A 23,384-nucleotide genomic window follows, 5' to 3' on the forward strand; every position below is an offset into this window, starting at 1 on the left:
GAGCCTGAATGAAAGGGGGAGCGCACCATGCTGCACAAGAATCATCGACTGCGCTGTATTGCACTTCTCATTTCCGGGCGGGATCATTGTTCCCAAATTTCAGGGGCATTGCCGTTTTGCTGACGGCGGTGCCTCTTTTTTTGGGGCTGCGAGTTCTGTAGGAGGCAGAAAAACTTCATGAGTGAAAAGATCGATTACTCCAAAGGCATTTACGACGCGCGCCAGCTGGGCGCAGGCCGCATGTTCATTCTGGGCGTGCAGCACATGTTTGCCATGTTCGGCGCAACGGTGCTGGTGCCGCTGCTCACCGGCCTGAGCGTTTCCACCACCCTGCTGTGCGCAGGTCTGGGCACCCTGCTGTTCCACCTCATTACCAAAAAGAAGGTGCCTGCATTCCTCGGCTCCTCCTTTGCGTATCTGGGCGGCTTCTCCATCGTGGCCCCCATGCTGGCAGATGCAGACGGCAACCTGACCATTGCCAACACCAAGATGCTGCCCTACGCCTGCGCCGCCGTCGCATTTTCCGGCCTGGTGTATCTGGTGGCCAGCCTGCTGATCTCCACCTTCGGCATCCGCCGCATCATGCGGTTCTTCCCGCCGGTGGTCACTGGCCCCATCATCATTTCCATCGGCCTGATCCTGGCTCCCTCCGCCATCTCCAACTGTCAGGCAAACTGGCTGCTGGCCTTTGTGGCACTGGGTGTCGTGATCGTGTGCAACATCTGGGGCAAGGGCATGGTCAAGATCCTGCCCATCCTCATCGGTGTGCTGGTGTCCTATGCAGTGGCACTGGTGACCGGTGCGGTGGACTTCCAGCGCATTTCTGAGGCTGCATGGGTGGGCATCCCTCTGCACAAGGAGGCCATGGGCCTGTTTGCCATCGACGGCAGCCCGGAGTTCATCAGCGCACTGTTCACCATCATCCCCATTGCACTGGCAACCATGATGGAGCATGTGGGCGATATCGCCGCCATCAGCGCAACCGTGGGCCACAACTATATCAACGACCCCGGCCTGAACCGCACCCTGTTGGGTGACGGCCTGGCTACCACCATGGCCGGCCTGCTGGGCGGCCCGGCCAACACCACCTACGGCGAGAACACCGGCGTGCTGGCCCTGAGCAAGATCTACGATCCGCTGGTCATCCGCATTGCGGCTGTCCTGGCCATCATCCTGAGCTTCAGCCCCAAGTTTGAGGCTGTCATCAACACTATCCCCACCGGCATCATCGGCGGCATCAGCTTTGTGCTGTATGGCATGATCTCCGCCATCGGTGTGCGCAACGTGGTGGAGAACCGCGTGGACTTTACCAACAGCCGCAACCTGATCGTGGCCGCTGTCATTCTGGTGTGCGCACTGGGCTTCAACTCTGTGGGCGGCGTCAGCTTTGCCGTTGCAGGCGTCACCATCAACCTGTCCGGTCTGGCTGTGGCCGCGATCGCAGGCATCCTGCTGAACGCTATCCTGCCCGGCAACGACTACGAGTTTGATGCTGCTGACGGCTCCGAAGCCGCTACCAGCAGCAACCTGCAGGTCTGATCTCCCATAGAAGAAGGAAGAACAAGGCAGAAGCCGTCCTGTGTGTGCAGGGCGGCTTTGCTGTTTTTAAGGTGCACAGGGCAAAGCACACAGTTTTTGATGATGGTTTTTAGTGACCCTGCCGGAATTTATCTGTAAGGCAAAATAAATAGGAATTATTCTTAAAATTATCCTTGACTAACTAAGAATCATTCGCTATAATAGAGCCATGACAAGGGCCGGTGAGTACCAACACCGCCCAGCCTGTTTTCTAACTGATATAAAAAGAATGATGGAGGTCTATTCTTATGAAGAAGTACGTTTGCACCGTTTGTGGTTATATTGCTGAAGGCGAGATCCCGGCACAGTGCCCCGTCTGCAAGGCTCCTGCTTCCGCTTTTGTGGAGAAGACCGGCAACACCTATGTCACCGAGCATGTTGTGGGCATCGGCAAGGCCGAGGGCGTGCCGCAGGAGATCGTGGATGGCCTGCGCGCAAACTTTGAGGGTGAGTGCAGCGAGGTCGGCATGTATCTGGCAATGGCTCGTGTGGCTGAGCGCGAGGGCTACCCCGAGATCGCTGAGGCTTACAAGCGCTATGCCTACGAGGAAGCAGACCACGCATCCCGCTTTGCAGAGCTGCTGGGCGAAGTTGTCACCGACAGCACCAAGAAGAACCTGATGATGCGTGCCGAGGCCGAGTGCGGCGCATGTGCAGGCAAGATGGATCTGGCCAAGAAGGCAAAGGCCCTGAATCTGGATGCCATCCACGACACCGTTCACGAGATGGCAAAGGACGAGGCCCGTCACGGCCGCGGCTTTGAGGGCCTGCTGAAGCGCTACTTCAACACCGAAGTCTGATAAGGTCTCCCCGGTTATCCATTTGACCGCTGCATGGCTTTGCTGCTGTGCAGCGGTTTTTTGCTGCCTTCAACCCCCTGAGATGTCTGGTTGACAGGTGCCGCAGTGCCGGTTTATAATATTGTCATATCGTATTGCGAAACGCAGCAAAGGGGAATATGGGAAATGGAAAACGAGCGACGAGTGCAGCAAAAGACCCCGGCGAGCCGTTACGCCCTGCTGGACGAACTGCGCGGACTGGACCTGATCAGCATGATGCTGTATCACGCCTGCTGGGACCTGATGTTTCTGTTCGGCATCTGGATGGACTGGTATATCGGCTGGCCGGGGCGGCTGTGGCAGCAGAGCATCTGCTGGGTGTTCATCCTGCTGTCCGGCTTCTGCGTGCCGCTGGGACATCACACCCTGAAACGCGGCGCACAGGTGTTTGCCGCCGGGGCGCTGGTCACGGCGGTGACGCTGCTCTTCATGCCGGAGGATCGGGTAGTGTTCGGCGTGCTGACCTTTCTGGGCAGCGCCATGCTGCTTACCGGCCTGCTGGAACCGCTGCTGAAAAAGATCCCGCCCGCCGCAGGGCTGGCGGTTTCGGCGGTGCTGTTTGCACTGACTTATCATCTGGACGAGCGTTGGCTCGGCTTCGGCGGGCTGCGCCTTGCGCTGCCGGATGCATGGTACGCGAATTACTTTACAGCGTTTTTCGGCTTTCTGCCCTTCGATTTTTATTCCACCGATTATTTTGCCCTGCTGCCGTGGCTGTTTTTGTTCTGGGCAGGGTACTTTCTGCACGGCGTGGTGGGCCGGGCGCGGATGGAACCGCTGCGCCGTTCGGTCTGCCCGGCACTGGGCTGGATGGGGCGGCACTCGCTGGTGCTGTATCTGCTGCATCAGCCGGTGATCTACGCGGTGCTGACGGTGTGGGCGATGATTTTTCGCTGAAAAGGCTTGACAGGACAGGGAAGCTGTGGTATTCTATCGGTGGTTAGAAGATACTAACCAAATGGAAATGCGTCTGCGTGGTTGGACGCATTTTCATGGAACATAAAGTTAGAGATATCTAACTAATATTGATTTGAGAGAGGACGATCTTTATGAGCAAAGTAGCAGTCGTATTCTGGAGCGCAACCGGCAACACCGAGACCATGGCAAACTGTGTGGCAGAGGGCGCAAACGGCACCATCGTGCCCTGCAGCGAGATGAACGCCGCAAAGCTGGCTGAGTTTGATGCAGTGGCTTTTGGCTGCCCTGCAATGGGCGCGGAGCAGCTGGAGGAGAGCGAGTTCGAGCCGATGTTCTCTGATCTGGAGGGTTCTCTGAACGGCAAGAAGATCGCCCTGTTCGGCTCCTACGGCTGGGGCGACGGCCAGTGGATGCGTGACTGGGTGGAGCGTGCTCAGGGCGACGGCGCACAGGTGCTGAACGGTGAGGGCCTAATCTGCAACGAGGCCCCGGACGATGATGTTCAGGCTGCATGCCGCAAGCTGGGTGCAGATCTGGCTGCATGGTAAGCAGGAGAAGCTTCTCTTGACAAACAGAGACGGGTGCGATAAACTATGAGAACACCGAAAAACGGTGTTTTTGCAGAGTTGAAAGTTAGTAAATGCTAACTTTCACGCAAAAGCAGCAGCCTCTGTACAGAATGCATCAAAACTGCGGCAGGGGACAGCAGACGGAAAGGTCTGCGCTCCTGCCGCTTTGGTTTCAGAAAGCGGTGTATATGGCAGTGGCTGCAGCAATTGGTGTTACGGTAGGCTTTGCATTTTTGCGCCGTGCGGTGCGCCGCGCTGCAATGCGGTCGGGCCGTAGAAAAAAATAAGGCAGCAGGAGGCCCCGTCCCATGCAGGATATCCCGAAGAACTTGGATCAGAAACGCGAAGATGAAAAGATGCTGGTGAGCGAGATGATCGCTCTTTACTGCCGCAGGCAGCACAAAACACCCAAAGGCAGCCTGTGCCCGGAGTGCCGGCAGCTGCACGATTACGCCCTGACCCGCATTGACAAATGCCCGTTCATGGAGACCAAGACCTTCTGTTCGGCCTGCAAAGTGCACTGCTACAAGCCGGAAATGCGGGAGAAGATCCGCGCGGTGATGCGCTGGGCAGGCCCGCGGATGCTGCCGGTGCACCCGGTGCTTTCCATCCGGCATGTAGCAGTCACACTCCGGTCTAAGCGCGAAGCGAAAAAGGCTGGCTGAGTTTTCCAGAATAAACACCCTGCCCGCAGGCCATACTGTGGACAGAGAGGTGATAAATATGGAAAACATCGGCGTTACCTGTGATGTCTGCGAGTGCTGCCACAATGTGAGCGGCTGCAAGTGTGACCTGCCCCAGATCAAAGTGACCGAGCAGTGCACCTGCGATACGCAGCAGGTGGAGACCCCGCACTACTGCCAGAGCTACGAGAAAAAGTAATTCCTAAAGCAGCAAAACAGCTCCTGCCAGAGCATTTCCGGCAGGAGCTGTTTTGGGTCACGGAGGTCAGCGCAGGGCCACATTGCAGGTGGCAAGGCTGCGGATCAGGGTGCCCACGCTTTCCTTCATCTGGATGCCCACGAAGCCCAGCGTGAATGCGGCCTGCACATTGGCCAGATTGTCGTCGATGAACACGCACTCGCTGGCCTTCAGGCCGTATTGATCCAGCAGGGCCTGATAGATGCGGGGGTCGGGCTTGTTGACGTGCACCTCGCAGGAGGCTACGCCGCCGTCAAAGCGGTCCAGCACGCCGCGCTCCTTGAGCAGGGCCAGCACGTCCTCCGGAATGTTGCTGAGATAGTACACGCTGTAGCCATGGTTCTTCAGGCGGCGCACCAGCTCCTGCATCCGGCGGCGCGGGCGCAGGATGTGCAGCCAGTCGTCCAGCACGCCCTGCACCTCAAACTCGCGCCCGGCGGCCTTGGCGTTGCGCAGCATGGCCTGATTGCCGTCAAAGCGGGAGACAAGCCCCGCATCCAGCTGCTTCCACTCCTCGCTGCCAAAGGTCAGGTCGTACACCTGCTCCTCGATCTCTTCATTGCAAATGCGGTCTACCAGATAGGCGCGGGGGGCAAAATCCACCATGACACCGCCCAGATCAAACACGATGCTTTTATACATTTAAAATTTCCTCTGTTTCTCATGGAATGCTCTGCCCACAGTATACCACAATCTGCCATGCGGTTTCCACTGCTTTTTGCATGATGTGCCCGGCAGCTGCATAAGCTGTGGCAGAAAGGGGAGAAGGGCATTGACCATCCGGGAACTGTGTGAAAAAGAGGTGGTGCAGCTGGAGCAGGGGGTCTGCCTTGGCCGGGCCGACGACCTGACCTTTGACCCTGCCACCGCCCGGCTGCAGAGCCTGATCCTGCTGGGGCGGCCAAGGCTGTTCGGATTGCTTGGCCGGGACGATAGCCTGACCATTCCATGGCAGGAGATCGAGACCATTGGCACGGATGCGGTGCTGGTGCACACGGCTCTGCCGGAAGCACCGCCACAGCCGGAACAGCTCAAATGGTGGCAAAAACTGCGCGTGAAGCTGGGTTTGTAAATTTTTTGCAAAAACAGGGTGGACTTTTTTGTGGAAGTGACTATAATAATCGCAGAAGCTTTGTGCAAAAAGCGTAAAGAAATGTGCTTTTGCGTTTGATCTGAGGTTTCACGGATGAGGAAAGGAACAGGAATTATGAAAACTCCCAAACCGCTTTTGGCGCTGCGGATGGTATTCCCGCTGGCGGCATCGCTGATCGTGCTGCTGCTGGGCGAGGGGATCGCCCGCGGGAGCCTGAGCGCAGACGTTTTTGCAAGTTTTATCTTCCCGCACATCGGGGCTTATCTGCTGGCGTGGCTGCTGCTGTTTCTGGTGTGGCTGCTGCTGGACTGGGTGTTCCGCTGCCCGCCGCTGTCCACGCTGGGCATGGCGGTGCTGGGCTGTGCGCCCTGCGCGGTGAACTTTTACACCCTGCAGCTGCGCGGCGAGCCGTTCCTGCCATGGGATCTGACACAGGTGTCGGAGGCTGCCGGTGTGGCATCCGCTGCGGGCCTCAAGATCCAGCCCAGCATGGTCGTGGCCATCATCGTGGTGCTGGTGCTGACGGCGGGCAGCTTTTTCCTGTACCGCGGCCGTCACAAACAGCGGTGGCTGCCCCGGCTGGCGGGCAGTGCCGCCACCGCAGCGGCCCTCTGCCTGCTGGTGTTCGGCGTGTACCTGCAGCCCGCTGTCACGCAGGTGCTGGGCATTACGCCGGATGCATGGATGCAGGACCGCTACTACCGCTACTACGGCGTGATCACCGGCTTTATGACCAACCTCACCAATCTGGAGATCTCGAAGCCCGAGGAATACTCGCAGGAAGCGGTGGATGCCCTGCTGGACAATGTAGACGAGAGCCAGAAGTTTGCCACCAGCCCGCTGTACTCCACCAGCTACAGCGCCGTGACCCCCAAGGACGAGCAGGTGAAGCAGCCCACCATCATCTATGTGATGGACGAGTCCTACTGGGATGTCTCGGAGCTGGAACAGTACGGCATCACCTTTGATACCGATGTCTCCAAGAACCTGCACGCCTTGCAGCAGACCAGCGCCTATGGCCGGGCCTACAGCCCCAGCTTTGGCGGCGGCACCTGCGATGTGGAGTTTGAAGCCCTTACCGGCTACTCGGTATCCTTCCTGCCCAGCGGCAGCAAGCCCTACCAGCAGCATGTGACCAAGCCCATGTTCGCCATGCCCAATTACCTCAAGCTCAAGGGCTACCAGACCGCAGCCGTGCACTGCTTCTGGGCAAAATACTGGAGCCGCGACAAGGCTTACCCCAACCTCGGCTTTGACGATTTTATCAGCCTTGAGGATATGCATGGCGTGACCAAGGTGCGCAAGCACTACTGGACCAGCGGCCTTGTCACCGATGATTCCATGGCCGACCAGATCATTCAGCAGTACGAGAGCATGAAGTCCAGCTCGGACAAGCCCATCTTCCTGCACGCTGTCACCATGCAGAACCATACCAATTATAACAAGGACAACTACCCGGACGACGAGCGGGTGAAGGTGCTGTCCCACCCGGCGGGCCTCAAGCCCAGCACCGTGGGTGCGCTGGAAGATTTTGCTACCGGCATCCGGGATGCAGATGCCATGCTGGGCAAACTGACCGAATACTTCTCGCAGGTGGACGAGCCGGTCATTCTGGTGTTCTGGGGCGACCACTATAACCCCATCGATTCCAATTACGATGTCTACACCACTACCGGCTATGCCAGCGATTCCAGCGCAGACCCCCGCCTGCACCAGACCACGCTGCTGATGTGGTCCAACTACAGCCAGCAGCAGGTGGACCTTGGCACCATTGCCGCTTACGATATCTCGCCGGTGATGATGGACATTTACGGTCTGGAAGAGCCGCTCTACTTCCAGTTCCTGAACCGTCAGCTGCGTGTGGCCAGCCGCACCAATACCCGCGGAACCACCATGAATCTGGACGGCACCACCACGCAGGAGCCTACCGAGTTCCAGCAGCGGTGGTGCGCAGAGCACTGGCTTTTGCAGTACGACCTGATGTTCGGCAGGGGATACGCCCTGCAGCGCATGGGCCTTGCGGGCCTGAGCGGCGTGGACACAGGCAAATGAGCGAAAAACAGACGATTTCTTTGTAAAAAACAGAGAAAAACTCTTGCAACCGGCGTTTGTTTGTGATATTATAACAAGGCATTACACACGCATCACTATGCCCTTTTGTGCCCAAATGGGTGGAGGGCAGTCCCGAACCGTCCGATACGGCCCGGGATCACGGTGTGCGGAGGCAAAACAATATCTGGAGGTATTTTTACTATGGCAGTCGTTTCTATGAAGCAGCTTCTCGAAGCAGGTGTGCACTTCGGTCACCAGACCCGCCGCTGGAACCCCAAGATGGCAAAGTACATCTTCACCGAGCGCAACGGCATCTATATCATCGATCTGCAGAAGACCGTGAAGAAGCTGGACGAGGCTTACAACTACGTGAAGGAAGTTGCAGCTGAGGGCGGCGACATCCTGTTCGTCGGCACCAAGAAGCAGGCTCAGGAGTCCATCCGTGACGAGGCTCTGCGCTGCGGCATGCACTATGTCAATGCTCGCTGGCTGGGCGGTATGCTGACCAACTTCCGCACCATCCGCAAGCGCATCGACCGTATGGATCAGCTGGCTAAGATGAAGGAGAACGGCACCTTCGAGCTGCTGCCCAAGAAGGAAGTTGCCAAGCTGGAGCTGGAGATGGAGAAGCTGGACAAGTACCTGGGCGGTGTCAAGAACATGAAGACCCTGCCGAAGGCTATGTTCATCGTTGATCCTCACAAGGAGCGCATCGCTGTTGCTGAGGCCCGCAAGCTGAACATCCCCATCGTGGCTATCGTTGATACCAACTGCAACCCCGACGAGATCGATTACGTGATCCCCGGCAACGACGACGCGATCCGCGCTGTCAAGCTGATCGCTGGCGCTATGGCTGACGCTGTGCTGGAAGGCAAGCAGGGCAACCAGGAGGCCGCTCCCGCTGAGGATGCAGCAAACGCCTGATTTCCCATCCCACAAACAACAAAATAACGTGTAAGGGAGAATACGAAAATGGCTATTTCTGCAAAGGACGTTATGGAACTGCGCAAGCAGACCGACTGCGGCATGATGGAGTGCAAGAAGGCTCTGACCGAGGCTGACGGCAACTTCGAGAAGGCAATCGAGATCCTGCGTGAGCGTGGTCTGGCTACCGCTGCCAAGAAGGCAAGCCGTACCGCTGCCGAGGGCATGGTCTACGCTGACTACTGCCCCCAGTGCAAGGTGGGTGTTGTCATCGAGGTCAACGCTGAGACCGACTTCGTTGCCAAGAACGACAAGTTCGTTGCTTTCGTCAAGGAGGCTACTCAGGTCATCATGAAGCAGAACCCTGCTGATGTTGAGGCTCTGATGGCTTGCAAGACCGAGAACGGCGAGACCGTGGACGAGGCTCTGAAGAACCTGATCCTGGTCATCAAGGAGAACATCAAGGTTCGCCGTTTCGTCCGTTACGAGGGCGTTTGCTCTGCATACGTCCACGGCGGCGGCACCCACGGCATTCTGGTCAACTTCGAGACCACCAACGGCATCGAGGCTAAGGACGAGTTCGTTACCTACGGCAAGGACATCGCCATGCAGGTCGCAGCTGCTAACCCCGGCTATGTCGATGAGGCTTCTGTCCCCGCTGAGGTCGTGGCCAAGGAGAAGGAGATCATGCTGGCTCAGATGGCTGGCGATCCCAAGACCGCTAACAAGCCCGAGGCTGTGAAGCAGAAGATGATCGAGGGCAAGATCAAGAAGTTCTTCAAGGAGAACTGCCTGGTCGATCAGGAGTTCGTCAAGGACGGCGACCTGACCGTTGCTCAGTACACCGCTAAGGTCGCTAAGGATCTGGGCGGCGACATCAAGATCGTCAAGTTCACCCGCTTCCAGAAGGGCGAAGGCCTGGAGAAGCGTGCTGACGACTTCGCTGCTGAAGTTGCAAGCATGGTGAAGTAATTTAACTTCCAAAGTTGAATTGGGAGCTGCAGTACCCGTAACAGGGCGCTGCGGCTCCTTTTTGTTTGTGTTTGCCGGGCGGATGTGCTATCATAGAGAAAACAGAAAGAAGGGAGGACGAAAAGCAATGCGCAGTGTAAACAAAACGTCTCTCCGAATGGAGAGCATGATCGGATAAGGAGAGTCCCTTATGAAAAAACAAATCATGACTCTTGCGGGCATCCCTGCCATTCTGTACGGCAGCCGGAGCCGGAATGTTTACCTCTATCTCCATGGCAAGAACGGCTGCAAGGAAGAAGCAGAACGTTTTGCCGCTACAGCCTGTGAAGCAGGCTGGCAGGTGCTGGCTATCGACCTGCCCGAGCATGGCGCACGGAAAAACAGCCCGGAGCGGCTTCTGCCGTGGGTGGCTGTGCCGGAGATAGAAGCCGTATACGCCCGCATGAAGCCGGTGTGGGCGCATATCCGGCTGTATGGCGTGAGCATCGGCGCGTGGCTTGCCATGCAGGCGCTGCAGGGAGACGCGCCGGAGCAGGCCCTTCTGGTCTCTCCGGTGGTGGATATGGAAGCTCTCATCACGAATATGATGCAATATGCCCATGTGACCGAGGAACAGCTGCAGCGGGCAGGGGAGATCCCCACGGATCTTGGTGAGACCCTCTCATGGCCGTATCTGTGCTGGGTGCGGGAACATCCGCTGCACTGGCATGGTCGCACGCAGGTGCTGTATGGTGACAGGGATGCCCTGACCAGCCGCACCATGATCGAGCGCTTCCGTCAGGAAAGCGGGGCGCATCTGACGATCATGGAGGGCGGGGAGCACTGGTTCCACACCCCGCTGCAGCTGGCCGTGCTGCAGAGTTGGGAAGAGGAAAATCTTTGATTCTTGTGCTTTGCAACTGGGCAGAGGATTTAGAATGGCCTCCGCTTCGCTCTGGCCATTTCCAGCGGAAGTATTATTTTTATATTTGCAAACCAGCAAAGCCTGCGGGCTTTGCTGGTTTGCTTTTTCACGGGAAAGGTCGTGACCGTACACTGCATTTTTTGTGGTGACTATGCATTTTATCTTTGGGACTCTTTCTGTGAAAAGATGGTTTGGAAACGACCGCAGTCGTTTCCAAACCACAATATCAAATAAATTTCCCTCTGCTTATGGCCAGAGCGCACGCGGAGGCCATTTCAAATCATAGAAGCTTACAGCAACAAAAACTGCCGCTGACGGAATAAAAACCGTCAGCGGCAGTTTGCATTTACAGATTCAGTTCAGCAGGATCTGAAACTCAGACCTTTGCCTCGCTGTTGTGCTCAGCGTTTTTATAGGCCTTGAAGGAGTGGAACACGATGTTCAGGCCCAGAACGATCAGCAGCACGGCCAGGATCAGCTGCAGGCCGTTTGCAATGAACACAGCACCCCAAGTGGTCTCGCCAGCGGGGATGGTGACAGCAGCGGCATTGCTGATGGCCTTGACCATGGCGATCAGGCGCTGCACCAGAGCGGTGAAGGTGACGCACAGCATGATGATCAGCGGAGGGAAGATCATCTTGTTGCTGCGGCCGGTGACCTTCAGGAACACGCACAGGGTGGCCAGAACCAGAGCGCTCAGCAGCTGGTTTGCAGAACCGAACAGGGGCCAGATGTTGGCGTAGCCGATCTTGGTCAGCAGGAAGCCGAAAGCCAGAGTCAGGAAGGTGGAGAAGTACACGTTGCACAGCAGCTTGCGCCAGCCCTCAGCATGCTCCATGTCGTCCACGCTGAACAGCTCCTGGAAGCTCATGCGGCCGATACGGGCCACAGCATCCAGACTGGTCAGGGCCAGTGCGGAAACGCACATGGTCATAAACACAGAGGCAAAGTGCTGGTCCAGGCCGAAGCCCACGAAGAAGCTGGCAACGCCGCGGCTGAAGACCTGGAACGGAGTGCCGTCTGCGGGGGTGCCGTCTGCAGCAGCAGAAGCACCGGCAACACACAGGGCGATGACAGCCAGCAGGCTTTCCAGCACCATGGCGCCATAGCCGACCTTCAGCATATCCTTCTCATTGGTAACGGTCTTGGAGGAAGTGCCGGAAGACACCAGACTGTGGAAACCGGAAACAGCGCCGCAGGCAACGGTAACGAACAGGATGGGGAACATGGTGCCCAGCTTGGCGTTGGTAAAGCCGGTGAACACCGGCAGGTTCATGACGGGATGGTTGACGATCAGGCCCAGAACAGCGCCCACGATCATGGCCACGAACATAAAGGTGGTCATGTGGTCACGGGGCTGCTTCAGCAGCCACATGGGCAGGACAGCGGCAAAGAAGATGTACACAAAGGTGATGTAGCTCCATGCAGCCTTGCCCAGAATGATGGGGAAGTTTGCACCCACCACAAAGGACAGCACGATGAATACGATGCTGATCACATTCTCTTTCCAGCCGGTGAAGTGCAGGTTCTTCTGCAGCAGGCCAAAGATCACGGCGAACACCATGAACATGATGGAGACCATGCCGGCAGCACCGTTGGTCTGGGCAGCCTCCACCAGAGCACCGTCAGCACCGTAGGCATTGAAGGTGCCGGCCACCATGTCGGCAAAGGCGGCGATCACGATGCCGCAGAACAGCCAGCAGAACAGCAGGAACAGCTTGCGGCCGGTCTTGCCGATGTACTTTTCGATCAGCATGCCCATGCTCTTGCCGTCGTTCTTGACGGAAGCATACAGAGCGCCGAAGTCGGTGACAGCACCGAAGAAGATGCCGCCCAGCAGCACCCACAGCAGCACCGGCAGCCAGCCGAAAGCAGCGGCCTGGATCGCACCGGTAACAGGGCCTGCACCGGCAATGGAGCTGAACTGGTGTGCAAACACGGTCCAGCCGTCGGTGGGAACGTAGTCCCGGCCGTCCTCATGGACGACTGCCGGGGTCTTGGCAGAGGGGTCGATACCCCACTTGTTTGCCAGCCAGCGGCCGTAAAGCATATAAGCGCCAAACAGACACACGGCTGCGATCAATACGATGACCAGCGTATTCATTGTTCTTACCTCTTTCCTTTTTGGCATCCGGCAAATGTCAGCGGCATGGGTGCGGCAGGGTGTAAAAAAAGGCCCCGTCCTCCTGCGTTCGTTCCATTTGGGACGAACCATCGAAGACGAAGGCCTTCACATACACTGCACATCGTGTATGGAATACTCCGCGATACCACTTCGTTTGCTGCACAGGGCAGCCACTCCCAGCGTACATACATACGCAGCCCCGTAACGTGGGCAAAACGGCCATGCATTACTGGAAGGCGGGGTCAGCGCCTTTGTTCACACAGGCTGCTCGCAGGGGAGAACGCTTTGCTCCTGACTGCTGCCCTTGCATCAGATGGGCGGCTCTCTGGGAGAGGGTGCTGCAAAGGATCATGTCCTGTTCATCGCATTTGCCGAATGATTGTCCGTATTTTAGTGCGGGATTCACAAATTGTCAATATCTTTGGCACAAGTTCGGAGGATACACTAATTCAGGAAAGCGTTCTGCAAGAATTTTTAGATGATTTTTGTTCATGCGTGAAACGAAAAAAACTATACACACAAACGGATGAAAAGAGTTCACGCCAAGGGCTTGACTTTCACACTTTGATGTGCTAAAGTGATGATGCAGGAAAGAGCCGGAACAGTTCCGAAACATTTCCGAAACATTTAAAAGAGGGAACGCTCCCAAAACCGGACAGGCCGCTGCGGCGGCAAGGAGAACATTCATGGCAGATAAAAATTCCAGAAGAAACCAGACCACCGATGCACTGTTTGATGCCATCCTCAGTCTGGAAACGCGGGAGGAGTGCTACAACTTCTTTGAAGACCTGTGCACTGTAAAGGAGATCTCGGATATGGCACAGCGGCTGGAAGCGGCAAAGATGCTGCTGGACGGCAGAACCTACGATCAGATCGTGAAGGCAGTGGAGATCAGCACGGCCACCATCAGCCGCATCAACCGCTGCATCCAGTACGGCTCCGGCGGCTACCGCGAGACCATTGAAAAGGTGCGCGGCACCCAGGACCCTAAAAAGCAGGAGTAACACCGGCGTACCCGGCAGACATAGAATGGGGCGTACACCGCCCCTGACCGGATGAACGAAAGGAAGGTTTTATCATGTCTGCTGAGAACTGTATCGATACCACCCGCTGCCCCTGCCCCTGCCTGCCCAAGGTGACGCTGGAGCAGGCGGTCGTTGACCTTGTGGAGAGCATCGCCCTGCAGGAAAATGCCCTGAGCCACATCCTGTGTGCCGAAAGCCGGAAGATGGATGCCGCCATGAAACTGGACGGTCTGGACCTGTGCAAGCTGCTGGAAGTGAACGATTCGGCCACCAACATGGTGCACGCCGTGGCAAATCTGGAGCTGGTGCTCAAGGATAAGCTGGAGTTCGTCTCCAACAACCTGTACTATCCGCCTGCGGATGCCGCAGCGAAGTAAGAAGATGCTGAAAGGCCTGTCCGGATGCCGGGCGGGCCTTTTCTCTGCTTGAATGCATAATTTTTGTAAAAACCATTTGTTGGAATTGCTGATAACGGGATTCTGTGCTATACTATACAATGTATCACCATGAAAGTGAGGAAATTTACAAATTGCTGAACTACGATGCGATCCTGTTTGATGTGGACGGGACCCTGATCGATTCCGCTCCCGGTATCATAAATACATTAAAAGAAGTCTTTGCCAAGATGGGCGTGGACACCACAAATGTGAACCTGCGCCGCTACCTTGGCCCGCCGCTGCGCAAGAGCTTTGGTGAGCACTTTACCGACCCGGCCCTCATTGAAAAGGCCACCGACCTGTACCGCGACAGCTACGCCGTCAAGGGCAGCCACGAGTGCGCCGCCTACCCCGGTGCAGCAGAGATGCTGCAGCGCCTGAAGGATGCGGGCCTTGTGCTGTGCACCGCTACCTCCAAGCCCACGCAGGTCGTCACGCCCATTCTGGAAGAAAAGGGCCTTGCAGGCTATTTTGATTTTATCGGCGGCGCGTCCATGGACGAGAGCCGCGACACCAAGACCGACGTGGTGCGCCATGTGCTGGCCCAGCCCATGATGCAGGGCAGGCGGGTGCTGATGGTGGGCGACCGCAACGACGACATGCGCGGCGCTGCGGACTGCGGGCTGGATGCAGCCGGTGCGCTGTACGGCTATGGCAGCAGGGAAGAACTGGAACCCTTCCACCCGGTGCTGCTGGCCGAAAGCTGCGCCAGCCTTGCAGACCAGATCCTGAACGGACAGGCATGACCGGAAGGCCCTGTGCCGGAAACGAAATGAATGGTGAGAAATATGAGAAATACACGACCGGAAAAGCAAGCGCTTACTCCTATGCAGAAGCAGGCTGTGCTGGTGTGCAGTGTGTGCGCGCTGGCAGCCATTCTGACCATTGCCATTACCATGACGCTGCTCAAGCGCGGCAAGAACCCTGCGGCCCCGGTGGAACAGCCCTCCAGCGAGGTGCTGGTGCCGGGCGAAGAGGATATCTCGGATCACTACCAGATCAGCGAGACCTCTGCCGCCCTGCTGCCGGAGACCGCCGACGCGGGCGAGAGCTACCAGAAGGAAACGCTGTTCCTCGGCGATTCCAACACGGTGCGCCTGTATGCCAACGGTCTGATCAGCCTGCAGCAGTTCTGCGCCAAGGAGGGCATTGGCACCCATGCCGCCCTGAACGAGGGCATCGTTACCTTTAAAAAGGACAGCAGCACCTACACCATCGCGCAGGCCGTGGCCAAAATGAAGCCCCGCCGCGTGGTCATCATGCTGGGCACCAACGATACAGGCATGAGCGTGGACGAGTTCATCAGCAGCTACACCGCGCTGGTGCAGGCCATTCAGGAAAGCTACCCCTACACCGACATCATCGTGAACACGGTGCCGCCGGTGCCTGCAAACCACGCAAACTACCCCAACATGGATCAGACCAGGATCGACGACTTCAACATGGCCCTGCTGTCCATGTGTGAGCAGATGGGCCTGAAGTTCCTCAACAGCGCCGAAGCGCTGAAGGATGCCAACGGCTATGGCCGCGAGGATTACTACCAGACCGGCGATATCCACCTGAAGCCCGTGGGCCTGAAGGCCATGCTGAGCTATCTGCGCACCCACGCTTACCAGACCGACGACCGTCGGCCCGACACCGCCAACATCCCCACCCGCGCCGAGTATACCCCGAACCCCAGCTCTGCGGTGACAGCACCCAGCAGCTCGGAGGCTGCAGGCTCTTCCGAAGAGCAGGGTGTGCTGTATCAGGCCAGCTACCGGGTGGATAAGACCGGCGGCACCCTTTCCAGCGGCAGCGACAGCGGCAAGACATCCCTCTCCTATGAAGTGACCAGCGCCGCCCAGTCCATCAGCGTGACGGCTGTGCCGCAGGACGGCTATGTGTTCGTCAAGTGGAGCGACGGCGTGACCCAGAAGACCCGCACCGATACGAACTTCAAGCAGAACGTGGACGTGACCGCCGTGTTTGCAGCGGCTTCCGTGCATATCAGCAGCACCGGCAAGGCTGTGCTGGGCGATTCCTACACCTTTACCGCAAAGCTGGGCGGCAAGCACCTCACTGCCGACAGCATCCGCTGGTACGCCAACGGTGTGGAAGTGCCGCAGGCGGCGGGCAAGACCACCGTCAAGGTGGAGATCGACCCCTCCATGCTCGATGCGACCTTTAAGGTGTACGCAGTGGCAAGCTACAACGGCTGCACCGTTACCAGCAACACCCTGAATGTGACGGTCAGCGGCGTAAGCTCCGGCAGCTCTTCGTCCGGCTCCGGCAGCAGTTCCGGCTCGTCCGGCAGCACGTCGGGCAGCGGTTCTTCCGGCAGCACCAGTTCTTCCGGTGCATCGTCCGGCACCACCTCCGGGGCATCCTCCGGGGCTACATCCACCTCCGGCAGCTCGTCTCACAGCTCTTCCAGCAGTGAGAGCACGGCTTCCCCGGCAGGCTCGGCTTCTGCTTCCAACGGAACAGCCAGCTCTTCCCATAGCACCAGCTCGTCCCACGCGGACTCTGGTGAGAGCAGCTCGGCTTCCCATAGCAGCTCCAGCAGCGAGAGCAGCTCTGGCAGCTCCCATGCGGCTTCGGAATCCAATGCCAGCAAGGAAGCCGCCAACGAGCAGTCCGCATCCACGGACTCCGCGTCCTGAGGCTGTCACCCCGGCCTGCTGTGCCGCATAGGCTGGCAGGAAGGGAGGCGTTTGCATGTACTACGAGGAACCCCGCATCCCGGCGCTGCCCGGGGAAGAGAATGTGACCGACGGCAGCGTGGACGATTACGGCACCGACTGGGAGAACGTGGACAACGGCGCGCTGGAAGAGGAAATGGCAAAGTGTGCTGCCACCCCCTGTGATGTCAAAACCACCTGCCCGGACAACGACCCGGAGCAGACAGACGTACCACCGTACGAAATTGTAACAGAATGATGTGAAGCCAGCTCTGTTTACGGCAGGGCTGGCTTCTGCCTGTTGTTGAGCGCATGGCATTTGAGGCCATGGCAGAAGGAAAAGAGGGAAGGTTTATGGCAAAATATTATTGCGTGCTGTTCGATGCAGACAACACCCTGCTGAACTTTGACGCAGCCGAAAGCAAGGCACTGGCCGAAACGCTGGTGAACTACGGCATTGAGCCGGACGCAGAAACGGTGCAGACCTACCGCACCATCAACTCGGAGCTGTGGCGGCAGCTGGAAAAAGGCCAGATCAAGCGGGAAAAGCTCATGGCAGAGCGGTTCACCCGCTTCCTCAAGGCCATTGATGCCGCCGGTGACGGAGCCGAGATGAACCGCTTCTATCTGGAACAGCTCTCCACCCACCCGGACCTGATGGGGCCGGAAGTGCTGGATGTGCTGCGGGAGCTTTCCGAGGTGGCAACGCTGGCCGTTGTGACCAACGGCTTCCAGAAGGTGCAGACCCGCCGTCTGGCCGAGAGCGGTGTGCTGAACTTTATGGAGGACGTGTTCGTCTCCGAGAAGATGGACAGCGAAAAGCCCAACCGGAAGATCTTTGATGCGGCCCTGCGCGCCCTTGGCGTGGAGAACCGGGAGCATGTGCTGATGGTGGGCGACGGCCTGAGCAGCGACATTCAGGGCGGCGCGAATGCAGGTCTGGACACCTGCTGGTATAATCCCAATCACGCTGAGAATCCCGGCAAGGTGGTGCCCACCTACGAGATCGCAGACCTGAAGGATCTGTATCCTCTGGTGATGGAGCAGGAAGAGCTGGCCAATGTGGGCCTGAAAAACCGCCGCCACCAGTGTTGAGCCAACAAGTGGATAGAGAACGGATCATAAAACTATGCTGATACATTTGGAAAAACTAGGCAAAAGCTTTGGCGAAAAGATCGTCCTGCATGATGTGAACGCCAGCGTCGAGCGGGAGGACCGCATTGGCATCGTGGGCCAGAACGGCGCGGGCAAGACCACCCTGCTCAAGATCCTTACCGGCGAATATCAGGACTACGACGGAGAATTCAGCGTGACCCACGGCGTGACGCTGGGCTATCTGGAACAGAACGCAAAGCTGGATGCCACGCTGGATCTCTACGGCGAGATGCGCTCCACCTTTGCCCCTGTGCTGGATGCCATGGCCCAGATGCAGGTGCTGGAACGCAAAATGGCCGCGCAGCCGGACGACACGGAGCTGCTGGCCCGGCACGACCAGCTGCAGAACATCGTGGATGCCGCCGACGGCTACAACATGGATGTGAACATCAAAAAGGTGCTGTCCGGCATGGGCTTTGCGCAGGATACATGGCAGAAGAACATTGCGGTGCTCTCCGGCGGCGAGCTGACGAGGCTGCGGCTGGCAAAGCTGCTGCTGGAAAAGCCGGACGTGCTCATTCTGGACGAGCCCACCAACCACCTGGACTTTGCCACCATGGAATGGCTGGAAAACTACCTCAAGGGCTATTCCGGTGCGGTGCTGGTGGTCAGCCACGACCGCTACTTCCTCGATAACGTGTGTACGAAGATCTGGGAGGTCTCCTTCCAGACCATGACCACCTACAAGGGCAACTTCTCGGCCTACCTGCCCCAGAAGGAAGCCGCCGACGCCCTGCGCCAGAAGCAGCACGATGCAGATGTGGCACTGGCCGAAAAGCTGCAGGACTACGTGGACCGCAACCTTGTGCGCGCCTCCACCACCAAAATGGCCCAGAGCCGCCGCAGGCAGCTGGAAAAGCTGGAGATCACCGAAGCGCCCAAGGACGAGACCAACCAGCTCAAGTTCCGGTTTGAATATGACGTAGAACCGTGGAACGAGCTGGTGCTGCTCAAGAACCTGACCATCAAAATAGGGGAGCGCACCCTGCTGGAACCCTTTACCTATACGGTGTGCCGCGGCCAGCGGCTGGTGATCGCAGGCCCCAACGGCGCGGGCAAGTCCACCCTGATGCAGGTGCTGGACGGCAAGCGCCGCCCCTCCGGCGGCATGGTGCGGCTGGGCACCGGCGCACGGCCCAGCATCTTTGCCCAGCAGCAGAACCGTCTGGGGCAGGGCCGGGTCATCGATGTGATCTGGAACAAGTACCCCCGCATGACCGAGCTGGAGGTGCGCAGCCATCTGGCAAAGCTGGGCTTCCGGGGCGAGACGGTGTTCAAGCCCTGCGAGGCGCTTTCCGGCGGCGAGCTGGCCCGCCTGCGCTTTGCGGAGATCGTGCTGGAACGGCCCAACCTGCTGTTTCTGGACGAGCCCACCAACCATCTGGACATTTACACCCGCGAAAACCTTACCGAGGCCCTCATGGCCTACACCGGCACGCTGCTGCTGGTCACCCATGACCGCCACCTGATGAACAGTCTGGCCTGTCCCATCCTCTACCTTGAGGACGGCAAGGCCACCCTCTACCCCAGCTACGATGCCCTGATGGGCCGCAGCGCCCCGGCACCTGCCGTGCAGAAGGCCGCCGAACCGGCCAAGACCGGCTACGGCAGGGAGCAGCGCCGCCGCCGCGCCGAGCTGCGGGCCAAGATCAAGGCCTGCGAGGACGAGATGGAAGCCTGCGGTGCACGCGAAGTGGAGCTGGACAACGAGATCAACTCCCCGGAGGTGTACAACGACCCCGACCTGCTGCGCCAGAAGAGCGACGAGCTGAGCGACCTGCGCTTCCATCAGGAAGAGCTGTTTGCCGCGTGGGAAGCTGCCATGGAAGAGCAGGAAAGCTACGAGCAGAGCCAGCAGACCGAAGAGTAAAGGAGAGTGCAGCATGCCCCAAAACAGACGCAGTTACGAAAAAACGCGCCGCATCGCCCTTTCCGGCCTGCTGTTTGCGCTGGCCATGGCACTTTCGTTCATTGAGGGCACGCTCACCATCCCGGGCCTTTTGCCGGGCATGAAGCTGGGCCTTGCCAACATCGTGGTGATGTACGCGCTGTTTTTCATGGGGCCAAAGCAGGCGCTGGTGCTGGACGTGCTCAAGGCACTGTTCGTGTTTCTGGTGTCCGGCTTCACGGCGGGCTTTCTCTCGCTGTGCGGCGGCCTTTTGTCCCTGCTGGTGATGTGGGTGCTCTACTACCTGCTGCCGGTGCGGCCCACCTGGTTCATCCTGTCCGTATGCGGCGCACTGGCCCACAACATCGGCCAGCTGCTGGGCGCGGGCGTGATCATCTCGTCGTCGCTCTCGTTCTACTATGCGCCGGTCATGCTGGTGCTGGGCCTTGTGATGGGCGCACTGACCTCCATCACCCTCAAGGCCCTGCTGCCGGCTCTTGGCAAAATGGGCTTCTCCACACAGGAAAAGCGGGGGGAATAACCAACCGTCCATGCAGCACAGTTGCATTTTGGCCGGAAATCAGTATAATAAGGAAACAACCTGCTATTTTCAACCTGCTATTTTAAAGATAAAATCTCTTGCATACAGCGCTGCCGCCGTGGGAAAGTGCGCGGCAGCCGGGAGGTGTTTGCACTATGAGTGAAAAAGTTACCATCAAGGTGGAGCGCAAAAAGCTGCATCTGCCCACCATCGCCCTGCGCGGGCTGGTGGTGTTCCCCAACAATCTCGTCCACTTTGAGGTGGGCCGCGAAAAGAGCATTGCCGCTGTGGAGTGGGCAATGGCAAATAATTCTAACGTGTTTCTGGTGGCACAGAAGTCCATGGACACCACCGAGCCGCAGCAGGCAGACCTGTTCAGCTACGGCGTGGTGGCCGAGGTCAAGCAGGTGCTGCGCGTCTCCGGGGACCTTGTAAAGGTCCTGGTGGAGGGCAAGTACCGCGCAAAGCTCAGTGCACTGGATGCCAGCGGCGATTTTCTGCTTTCGGAGGTGCGCCCGGCCCCGGTGCGCGCAGGCAAGGCCGACGATGCCGTGGAGACCGAAGCACTGCTGCGCGCCCTCAAGGCCGGGTTTGACGAGTACCTTGGCATGAACCCGCGCCTTGGCAAGGACGTGGTGTTTGCCATCGTTTCCAGCGACGACCCCGCCTTCCTCAGCGAGTACATGCCTGCAAACCTGCTGTTCCGCTACGAGGACAAGCAGGCTGTGATGGACGAGGGCACCCTGAACGGACGGCTGAAAAAGCTCATCGAGATGCTGCGCCGTGAGTGTCAGGTGATGAAAATTGAAAAGGAGATCGCGGAAAAGGTCAACGAGTCCATGGACAAGAACCAGCGCGATTACTACCTGCACGAACAGCTGCACATCATCAGCGACGAGCTGGGCGAGGGCGACGACACCCACGCCGAGGCCGACGAGTACCGCCGCAGGATCACCGAGCTGCACCTTGCCGAGGACAGCGAGAAGAAGCTGCTCAAGGAGGTAGACCGCCTTGCCAAGATGCAGGGCTCCAATCAGGAGGCAACGGTCATCCGCACCTATCTGGACACCTGCCTTGACCTGCCGTGGAACACCTTTACGGTGGACGACCTTGATATCAGCCGCGCACAGCAGATTTTGGACCGCGACCACTACGGCCTGAAAAAGGTGAAGGACCGCATTCTGGAAACGCTGGCCGTGCGCAAGCTGGCACCGGACGTGAAGGCACAGATCATCTGCCTTGTAGGCCCTCCGGGCGTGGGCAAGACCAGTATTGCACGCTCCATCGCCGAAAGTATGGGCCGCAAGTATGTGCGCATCAGCCTTGGCGGCGTGCGGGATGAAGCCGAGATCCGCGGCCACCGCCGCACCTACATCGGCGCGATGCCCGGCAAGATCATCACTGCCATGATCTCTGCCAAGAGCGCGAACCCCCTCATGCTGCTGGACGAGATCGACAAGCTGGCAGGCGACTTCCGCGGCGACCCGGCCGCAGCCCTGCTGGAAGCGCTGGACCCGGAGCAGAACAGCACCTTCAACGATCATTTCATCGATATCCCGTTCGATTTGAGCCATGTGCTCTTTATCACCACGGCCAACGATCTGGGCAGCATCCCCGGCCCGCTGCGCGACCGCATGGACGTGATCGAGCTGCCCAGCTACACCCGCGTGGAAAAATACAACATTGCCCGCAAGCACCTGCTGCCCAAGCAGCTCAAGGCCTGCGGCCTGACCGGCAAGGTCACGCTGAGCCAGAGCGCGCTGTACGGCATCATTGACGGCTACACCCGCGAGGCCGGTGTGCGCAATCTGGAACGCACCATCACCAGCGTGCTGCGCAAGTGCGCCCGCAAGATCGCCGCAGGCGAGACGGAAAGCGTCTCCGTTACCGGCACCATGCTGGAACAGCTGCTTGGCCCCCGCTTCGTCAAGCCCGACTTCCTCAACCGCACCAACGCGGTGGGCATCGCCAACGGTCTGGCATGGACCAGCGTGGGCGGCGAGACCCTGCCCATCGAGGTGCAGGTGATGGACAACGGCAGCGGCAAGATCACCGTCACCGGTTCGCTGGGCGACGTGATGAAGGAGAGCGCTCAGCTGGCCGTTACGTGGGTGCGCGTGCACGCCGCCGAGTACGGCATCGACCCGGAAAAGCTCAAGAAGTGCGACCTGCACATCCACGCCCCGGAGGGCGCAGTGCCCAAGGACGGCCCTTCTGCCGGTGTCACCCTGACCACGGCGCTGGTGTCCTGCCTGTCCGGCATCCCGGTGCGCGGCGATGTGGCCATGACCGGCGAGATCACCCTGCACGGCAACGTGCTGCCCATCGGCGGCCTGCGGGAAAAGAGCATGGCGGCCTACCGCGAGGGTATGAAAACGGTGCTCATCCCCAAGGACAACGAACCCGACCTGTATGAGGTGGACGACGAGGTGAAGAAGAACCTCACCTTCCTGCCCATGCAGAGCCTGACACAGGTGCTGAACGCGGCCCTGCTCAAGCCCCAGAACGCAAAGAAGGCCAAGGCTCCCAGCCGCACCCATGCAAAGAAAAAGGCGGCAGACGCCGCCATTGTGCCGCCCACCGCAGAAAAGCCCCAGCCCGGCGCGGTGTGCTGAGAATAGGGCAGGGCGGCAGATAGCTTTCTCCGCGAACAGCCCGGGACTCCAGTCCCGCCCCAACGCTTGCGCGCCGGGGCCCCACCCCCAGGACATTCGCTGGAGAAACTATCTGCCGTCCTGCTGGGATCGGCACCGGATACTCCGGCAAGATGCGCGAAGCCA

The 23,384-nt window shown here is 58.7% G+C and carries 22 protein-coding genes; 20 read left to right on the forward strand and 2 right to left on the reverse strand.

The window, feature by feature from the left end:
• Positions 1–177: 177 nt before the first annotated feature.
• From DWV57_RS01670 to DWV57_RS01695, 6 genes are all read left to right on the forward strand, one after another.
• The gene (locus tag DWV57_RS01670) at positions 178–1,539 is read left to right on the forward strand and encodes a uracil-xanthine permease family protein (protein ID WP_120019730.1); all 1,362 of its coding nucleotides are present in this window, start codon (positions 178–180) and stop codon (positions 1,537–1,539) included.
• A gap of 287 nt (positions 1,540–1,826) precedes the next feature.
• On the forward strand, positions 1,827–2,378 hold the full coding sequence (locus tag DWV57_RS01675; RefSeq protein ID WP_005926148.1) for an NADH peroxidase: 552 nt from the start codon (positions 1,827–1,829) through the stop codon (positions 2,376–2,378).
• A gap of 165 nt (positions 2,379–2,543) precedes the next feature.
• Positions 2,544–3,314: a heparan-alpha-glucosaminide N-acetyltransferase gene (locus DWV57_RS01680; RefSeq protein ID WP_120019731.1), complete on the forward strand. Its 771-nt coding sequence runs from the start codon at positions 2,544–2,546 to the stop codon at positions 3,312–3,314.
• A gap of 152 nt (positions 3,315–3,466) precedes the next feature.
• On the forward strand, positions 3,467–3,883 hold the full coding sequence (locus DWV57_RS01685; protein ID WP_005940293.1) for a flavodoxin: 417 nt from the start codon (positions 3,467–3,469) through the stop codon (positions 3,881–3,883).
• Positions 3,884–4,212: 329 nt separating this feature from the next.
• The gene (locus DWV57_RS01690; RefSeq protein WP_120019732.1) at positions 4,213–4,569 is read left to right on the forward strand and encodes a nitrous oxide-stimulated promoter family protein; all 357 of its coding nucleotides are present in this window, start codon (positions 4,213–4,215) and stop codon (positions 4,567–4,569) included.
• Between the two features lie 58 nt (positions 4,570–4,627).
• Complete coding sequence (locus tag DWV57_RS01695) at positions 4,628–4,786, forward strand: DUF1540 domain-containing protein (protein WP_097777933.1); 159 nt, start codon at positions 4,628–4,630, stop codon at positions 4,784–4,786.
• 66 nt (positions 4,787–4,852) lie between these two features.
• Here the strand turns inward: DWV57_RS01695 and DWV57_RS01700 are convergent, their stop codons facing one another.
• A complete protein-coding gene (locus tag DWV57_RS01700; protein ID WP_097777932.1) occupies positions 4,853–5,467 on the reverse strand; it encodes an HAD family phosphatase in 615 nt (204 codons plus the stop codon).
• A gap of 130 nt (positions 5,468–5,597) precedes the next feature.
• Between DWV57_RS01700 and DWV57_RS01705 the strand changes: the two genes are divergently transcribed.
• The 5 genes from DWV57_RS01705 (at position 5,598) to DWV57_RS01725 (ending at position 10,749) form a co-directional block, all read left to right on the forward strand.
• Complete coding sequence (locus tag DWV57_RS01705; protein WP_097774865.1) at positions 5,598–5,897, forward strand: YlmC/YmxH family sporulation protein; 300 nt, start codon at positions 5,598–5,600, stop codon at positions 5,895–5,897.
• Between the two features lie 135 nt (positions 5,898–6,032).
• On the forward strand, positions 6,033–7,970 hold the full coding sequence (locus DWV57_RS01710; protein WP_120019733.1) for an LTA synthase family protein: 1,938 nt from the start codon (positions 6,033–6,035) through the stop codon (positions 7,968–7,970).
• Between the two features lie 201 nt (positions 7,971–8,171).
• A complete protein-coding gene (gene rpsB / locus DWV57_RS01715; RefSeq protein ID WP_005940316.1) occupies positions 8,172–8,894 on the forward strand; it encodes a 30S ribosomal protein S2 in 723 nt (240 codons plus the stop codon).
• Between the two features lie 48 nt (positions 8,895–8,942).
• Complete coding sequence (gene tsf / locus DWV57_RS01720) at positions 8,943–9,866, forward strand: translation elongation factor Ts (protein WP_097774867.1); 924 nt, start codon at positions 8,943–8,945, stop codon at positions 9,864–9,866.
• Positions 9,867–10,056: 190 nt separating this feature from the next.
• Entirely contained in the window at positions 10,057–10,749 is a 693-nt protein-coding gene (locus tag DWV57_RS01725; protein ID WP_120019734.1) for an alpha/beta hydrolase, read from the forward strand.
• 397 nt (positions 10,750–11,146) lie between these two features.
• Here DWV57_RS01725 and DWV57_RS01730 read toward each other — a convergent pair whose 3' ends face one another.
• Positions 11,147–12,874: a carbon starvation CstA family protein gene (locus tag DWV57_RS01730; protein WP_118527872.1), complete on the reverse strand. Its 1,728-nt coding sequence runs from the start codon at positions 12,872–12,874 to the stop codon at positions 11,147–11,149.
• Between the two features lie 707 nt (positions 12,875–13,581).
• Between DWV57_RS01730 and DWV57_RS01735 the strand changes: the two genes are divergently transcribed.
• From DWV57_RS01735 to lon, 9 genes are all read left to right on the forward strand, one after another.
• Positions 13,582–13,899: a YerC/YecD family TrpR-related protein gene (locus DWV57_RS01735; protein ID WP_120019735.1), complete on the forward strand. Its 318-nt coding sequence runs from the start codon at positions 13,582–13,584 to the stop codon at positions 13,897–13,899.
• A 74-nt stretch (positions 13,900–13,973) separates the two neighbouring features.
• Positions 13,974–14,297 carry a hypothetical protein gene (locus tag DWV57_RS01740; RefSeq protein ID WP_005940334.1) on the forward strand — a complete coding sequence of 108 codons (324 nt, stop codon included), beginning with the start codon at positions 13,974–13,976 and terminating at the stop codon, positions 14,295–14,297.
• A 152-nt stretch (positions 14,298–14,449) separates the two neighbouring features.
• Positions 14,450–15,103: an HAD-IA family hydrolase gene (locus tag DWV57_RS01745; protein WP_243112283.1), complete on the forward strand. Its 654-nt coding sequence runs from the start codon at positions 14,450–14,452 to the stop codon at positions 15,101–15,103.
• 81 nt (positions 15,104–15,184) lie between these two features.
• Positions 15,185–17,002, forward strand: coding sequence for an SGNH/GDSL hydrolase family protein (locus tag DWV57_RS01750; protein WP_207666228.1), 1,818 nt, complete (start codon positions 15,185–15,187; stop codon positions 17,000–17,002).
• Between the two features lie 55 nt (positions 17,003–17,057).
• On the forward strand, positions 17,058–17,279 hold the full coding sequence (locus DWV57_RS01755) for a hypothetical protein (protein WP_118527866.1): 222 nt from the start codon (positions 17,058–17,060) through the stop codon (positions 17,277–17,279).
• Between the two features lie 95 nt (positions 17,280–17,374).
• A complete protein-coding gene (locus DWV57_RS01760; protein WP_120019736.1) occupies positions 17,375–18,115 on the forward strand; it encodes a YjjG family noncanonical pyrimidine nucleotidase in 741 nt (246 codons plus the stop codon).
• Positions 18,116–18,149: 34 nt separating this feature from the next.
• Positions 18,150–20,045, forward strand: coding sequence for an ABC-F family ATP-binding cassette domain-containing protein (locus tag DWV57_RS01765; protein WP_120019737.1), 1,896 nt, complete (start codon positions 18,150–18,152; stop codon positions 20,043–20,045).
• A gap of 13 nt (positions 20,046–20,058) precedes the next feature.
• Positions 20,059–20,604, forward strand: coding sequence for a Gx transporter family protein (locus tag DWV57_RS01770; RefSeq protein ID WP_097774873.1), 546 nt, complete (start codon positions 20,059–20,061; stop codon positions 20,602–20,604).
• Between the two features lie 155 nt (positions 20,605–20,759).
• Positions 20,760–23,219 carry an endopeptidase La gene (gene lon, locus DWV57_RS01775; RefSeq protein WP_120019738.1) on the forward strand — a complete coding sequence of 820 codons (2,460 nt, stop codon included), beginning with the start codon at positions 20,760–20,762 and terminating at the stop codon, positions 23,217–23,219.
• The last annotated feature ends 165 nt before the right edge of the window (positions 23,220–23,384 follow it).

Source organism: Faecalibacterium sp. AF10-46, from assembly GCF_003604105.1.
Taxonomy (GTDB): domain Bacteria; phylum Bacillota; class Clostridia; order Oscillospirales; family Ruminococcaceae; genus Faecalibacterium; species Faecalibacterium taiwanense.

Coding starts and splice junctions, on each gene's coding strand:
- tsf (WP_097774867.1), top strand. CDS start 8,943: ATGGCTATTTCTGCAAAGGACGTTATGGAACTGCGCAAGCAGACCGAC.
- DWV57_RS01690 (WP_120019732.1), top strand. CDS start 4,213: ATGCAGGATATCCCGAAGAACTTGGATCAGAAACGCGAAGATGAAAAG.
- DWV57_RS01675 (WP_005926148.1), top strand. CDS start 1,827: ATGAAGAAGTACGTTTGCACCGTTTGTGGTTATATTGCTGAAGGCGAG.
- DWV57_RS01740 (WP_005940334.1), top strand. CDS start 13,974: ATGTCTGCTGAGAACTGTATCGATACCACCCGCTGCCCCTGCCCCTGC.
- DWV57_RS01770 (WP_097774873.1), top strand. CDS start 20,059: ATGCCCCAAAACAGACGCAGTTACGAAAAAACGCGCCGCATCGCCCTT.
- DWV57_RS01755 (WP_118527866.1), top strand. CDS start 17,058: ATGTACTACGAGGAACCCCGCATCCCGGCGCTGCCCGGGGAAGAGAAT.
- DWV57_RS01765 (WP_120019737.1), top strand. CDS start 18,150: ATGCTGATACATTTGGAAAAACTAGGCAAAAGCTTTGGCGAAAAGATC.
- DWV57_RS01735 (WP_120019735.1), top strand. CDS start 13,582: ATGGCAGATAAAAATTCCAGAAGAAACCAGACCACCGATGCACTGTTT.
- DWV57_RS01725 (WP_120019734.1), top strand. CDS start 10,057: ATGAAAAAACAAATCATGACTCTTGCGGGCATCCCTGCCATTCTGTAC.
- DWV57_RS01750 (WP_207666228.1), top strand. CDS start 15,185: ATGCAGAAGCAGGCTGTGCTGGTGTGCAGTGTGTGCGCGCTGGCAGCC.
- rpsB (WP_005940316.1), top strand. CDS start 8,172: ATGGCAGTCGTTTCTATGAAGCAGCTTCTCGAAGCAGGTGTGCACTTC.
- DWV57_RS01670 (WP_120019730.1), top strand. CDS start 178: ATGAGTGAAAAGATCGATTACTCCAAAGGCATTTACGACGCGCGCCAG.
- lon (WP_120019738.1), top strand. CDS start 20,760: ATGAGTGAAAAAGTTACCATCAAGGTGGAGCGCAAAAAGCTGCATCTG.
- DWV57_RS01760 (WP_120019736.1), top strand. CDS start 17,375: ATGGCAAAATATTATTGCGTGCTGTTCGATGCAGACAACACCCTGCTG.
- DWV57_RS01730 (WP_118527872.1), bottom strand. CDS start 12,874: ATGAATACGCTGGTCATCGTATTGATCGCAGCCGTGTGTCTGTTTGGC.
- DWV57_RS01700 (WP_097777932.1), bottom strand. CDS start 5,467: ATGTATAAAAGCATCGTGTTTGATCTGGGCGGTGTCATGGTGGATTTT.
- DWV57_RS01680 (WP_120019731.1), top strand. CDS start 2,544: ATGGAAAACGAGCGACGAGTGCAGCAAAAGACCCCGGCGAGCCGTTAC.
- DWV57_RS01695 (WP_097777933.1), top strand. CDS start 4,628: ATGGAAAACATCGGCGTTACCTGTGATGTCTGCGAGTGCTGCCACAAT.
- DWV57_RS01685 (WP_005940293.1), top strand. CDS start 3,467: ATGAGCAAAGTAGCAGTCGTATTCTGGAGCGCAACCGGCAACACCGAG.
- DWV57_RS01710 (WP_120019733.1), top strand. CDS start 6,033: ATGAAAACTCCCAAACCGCTTTTGGCGCTGCGGATGGTATTCCCGCTG.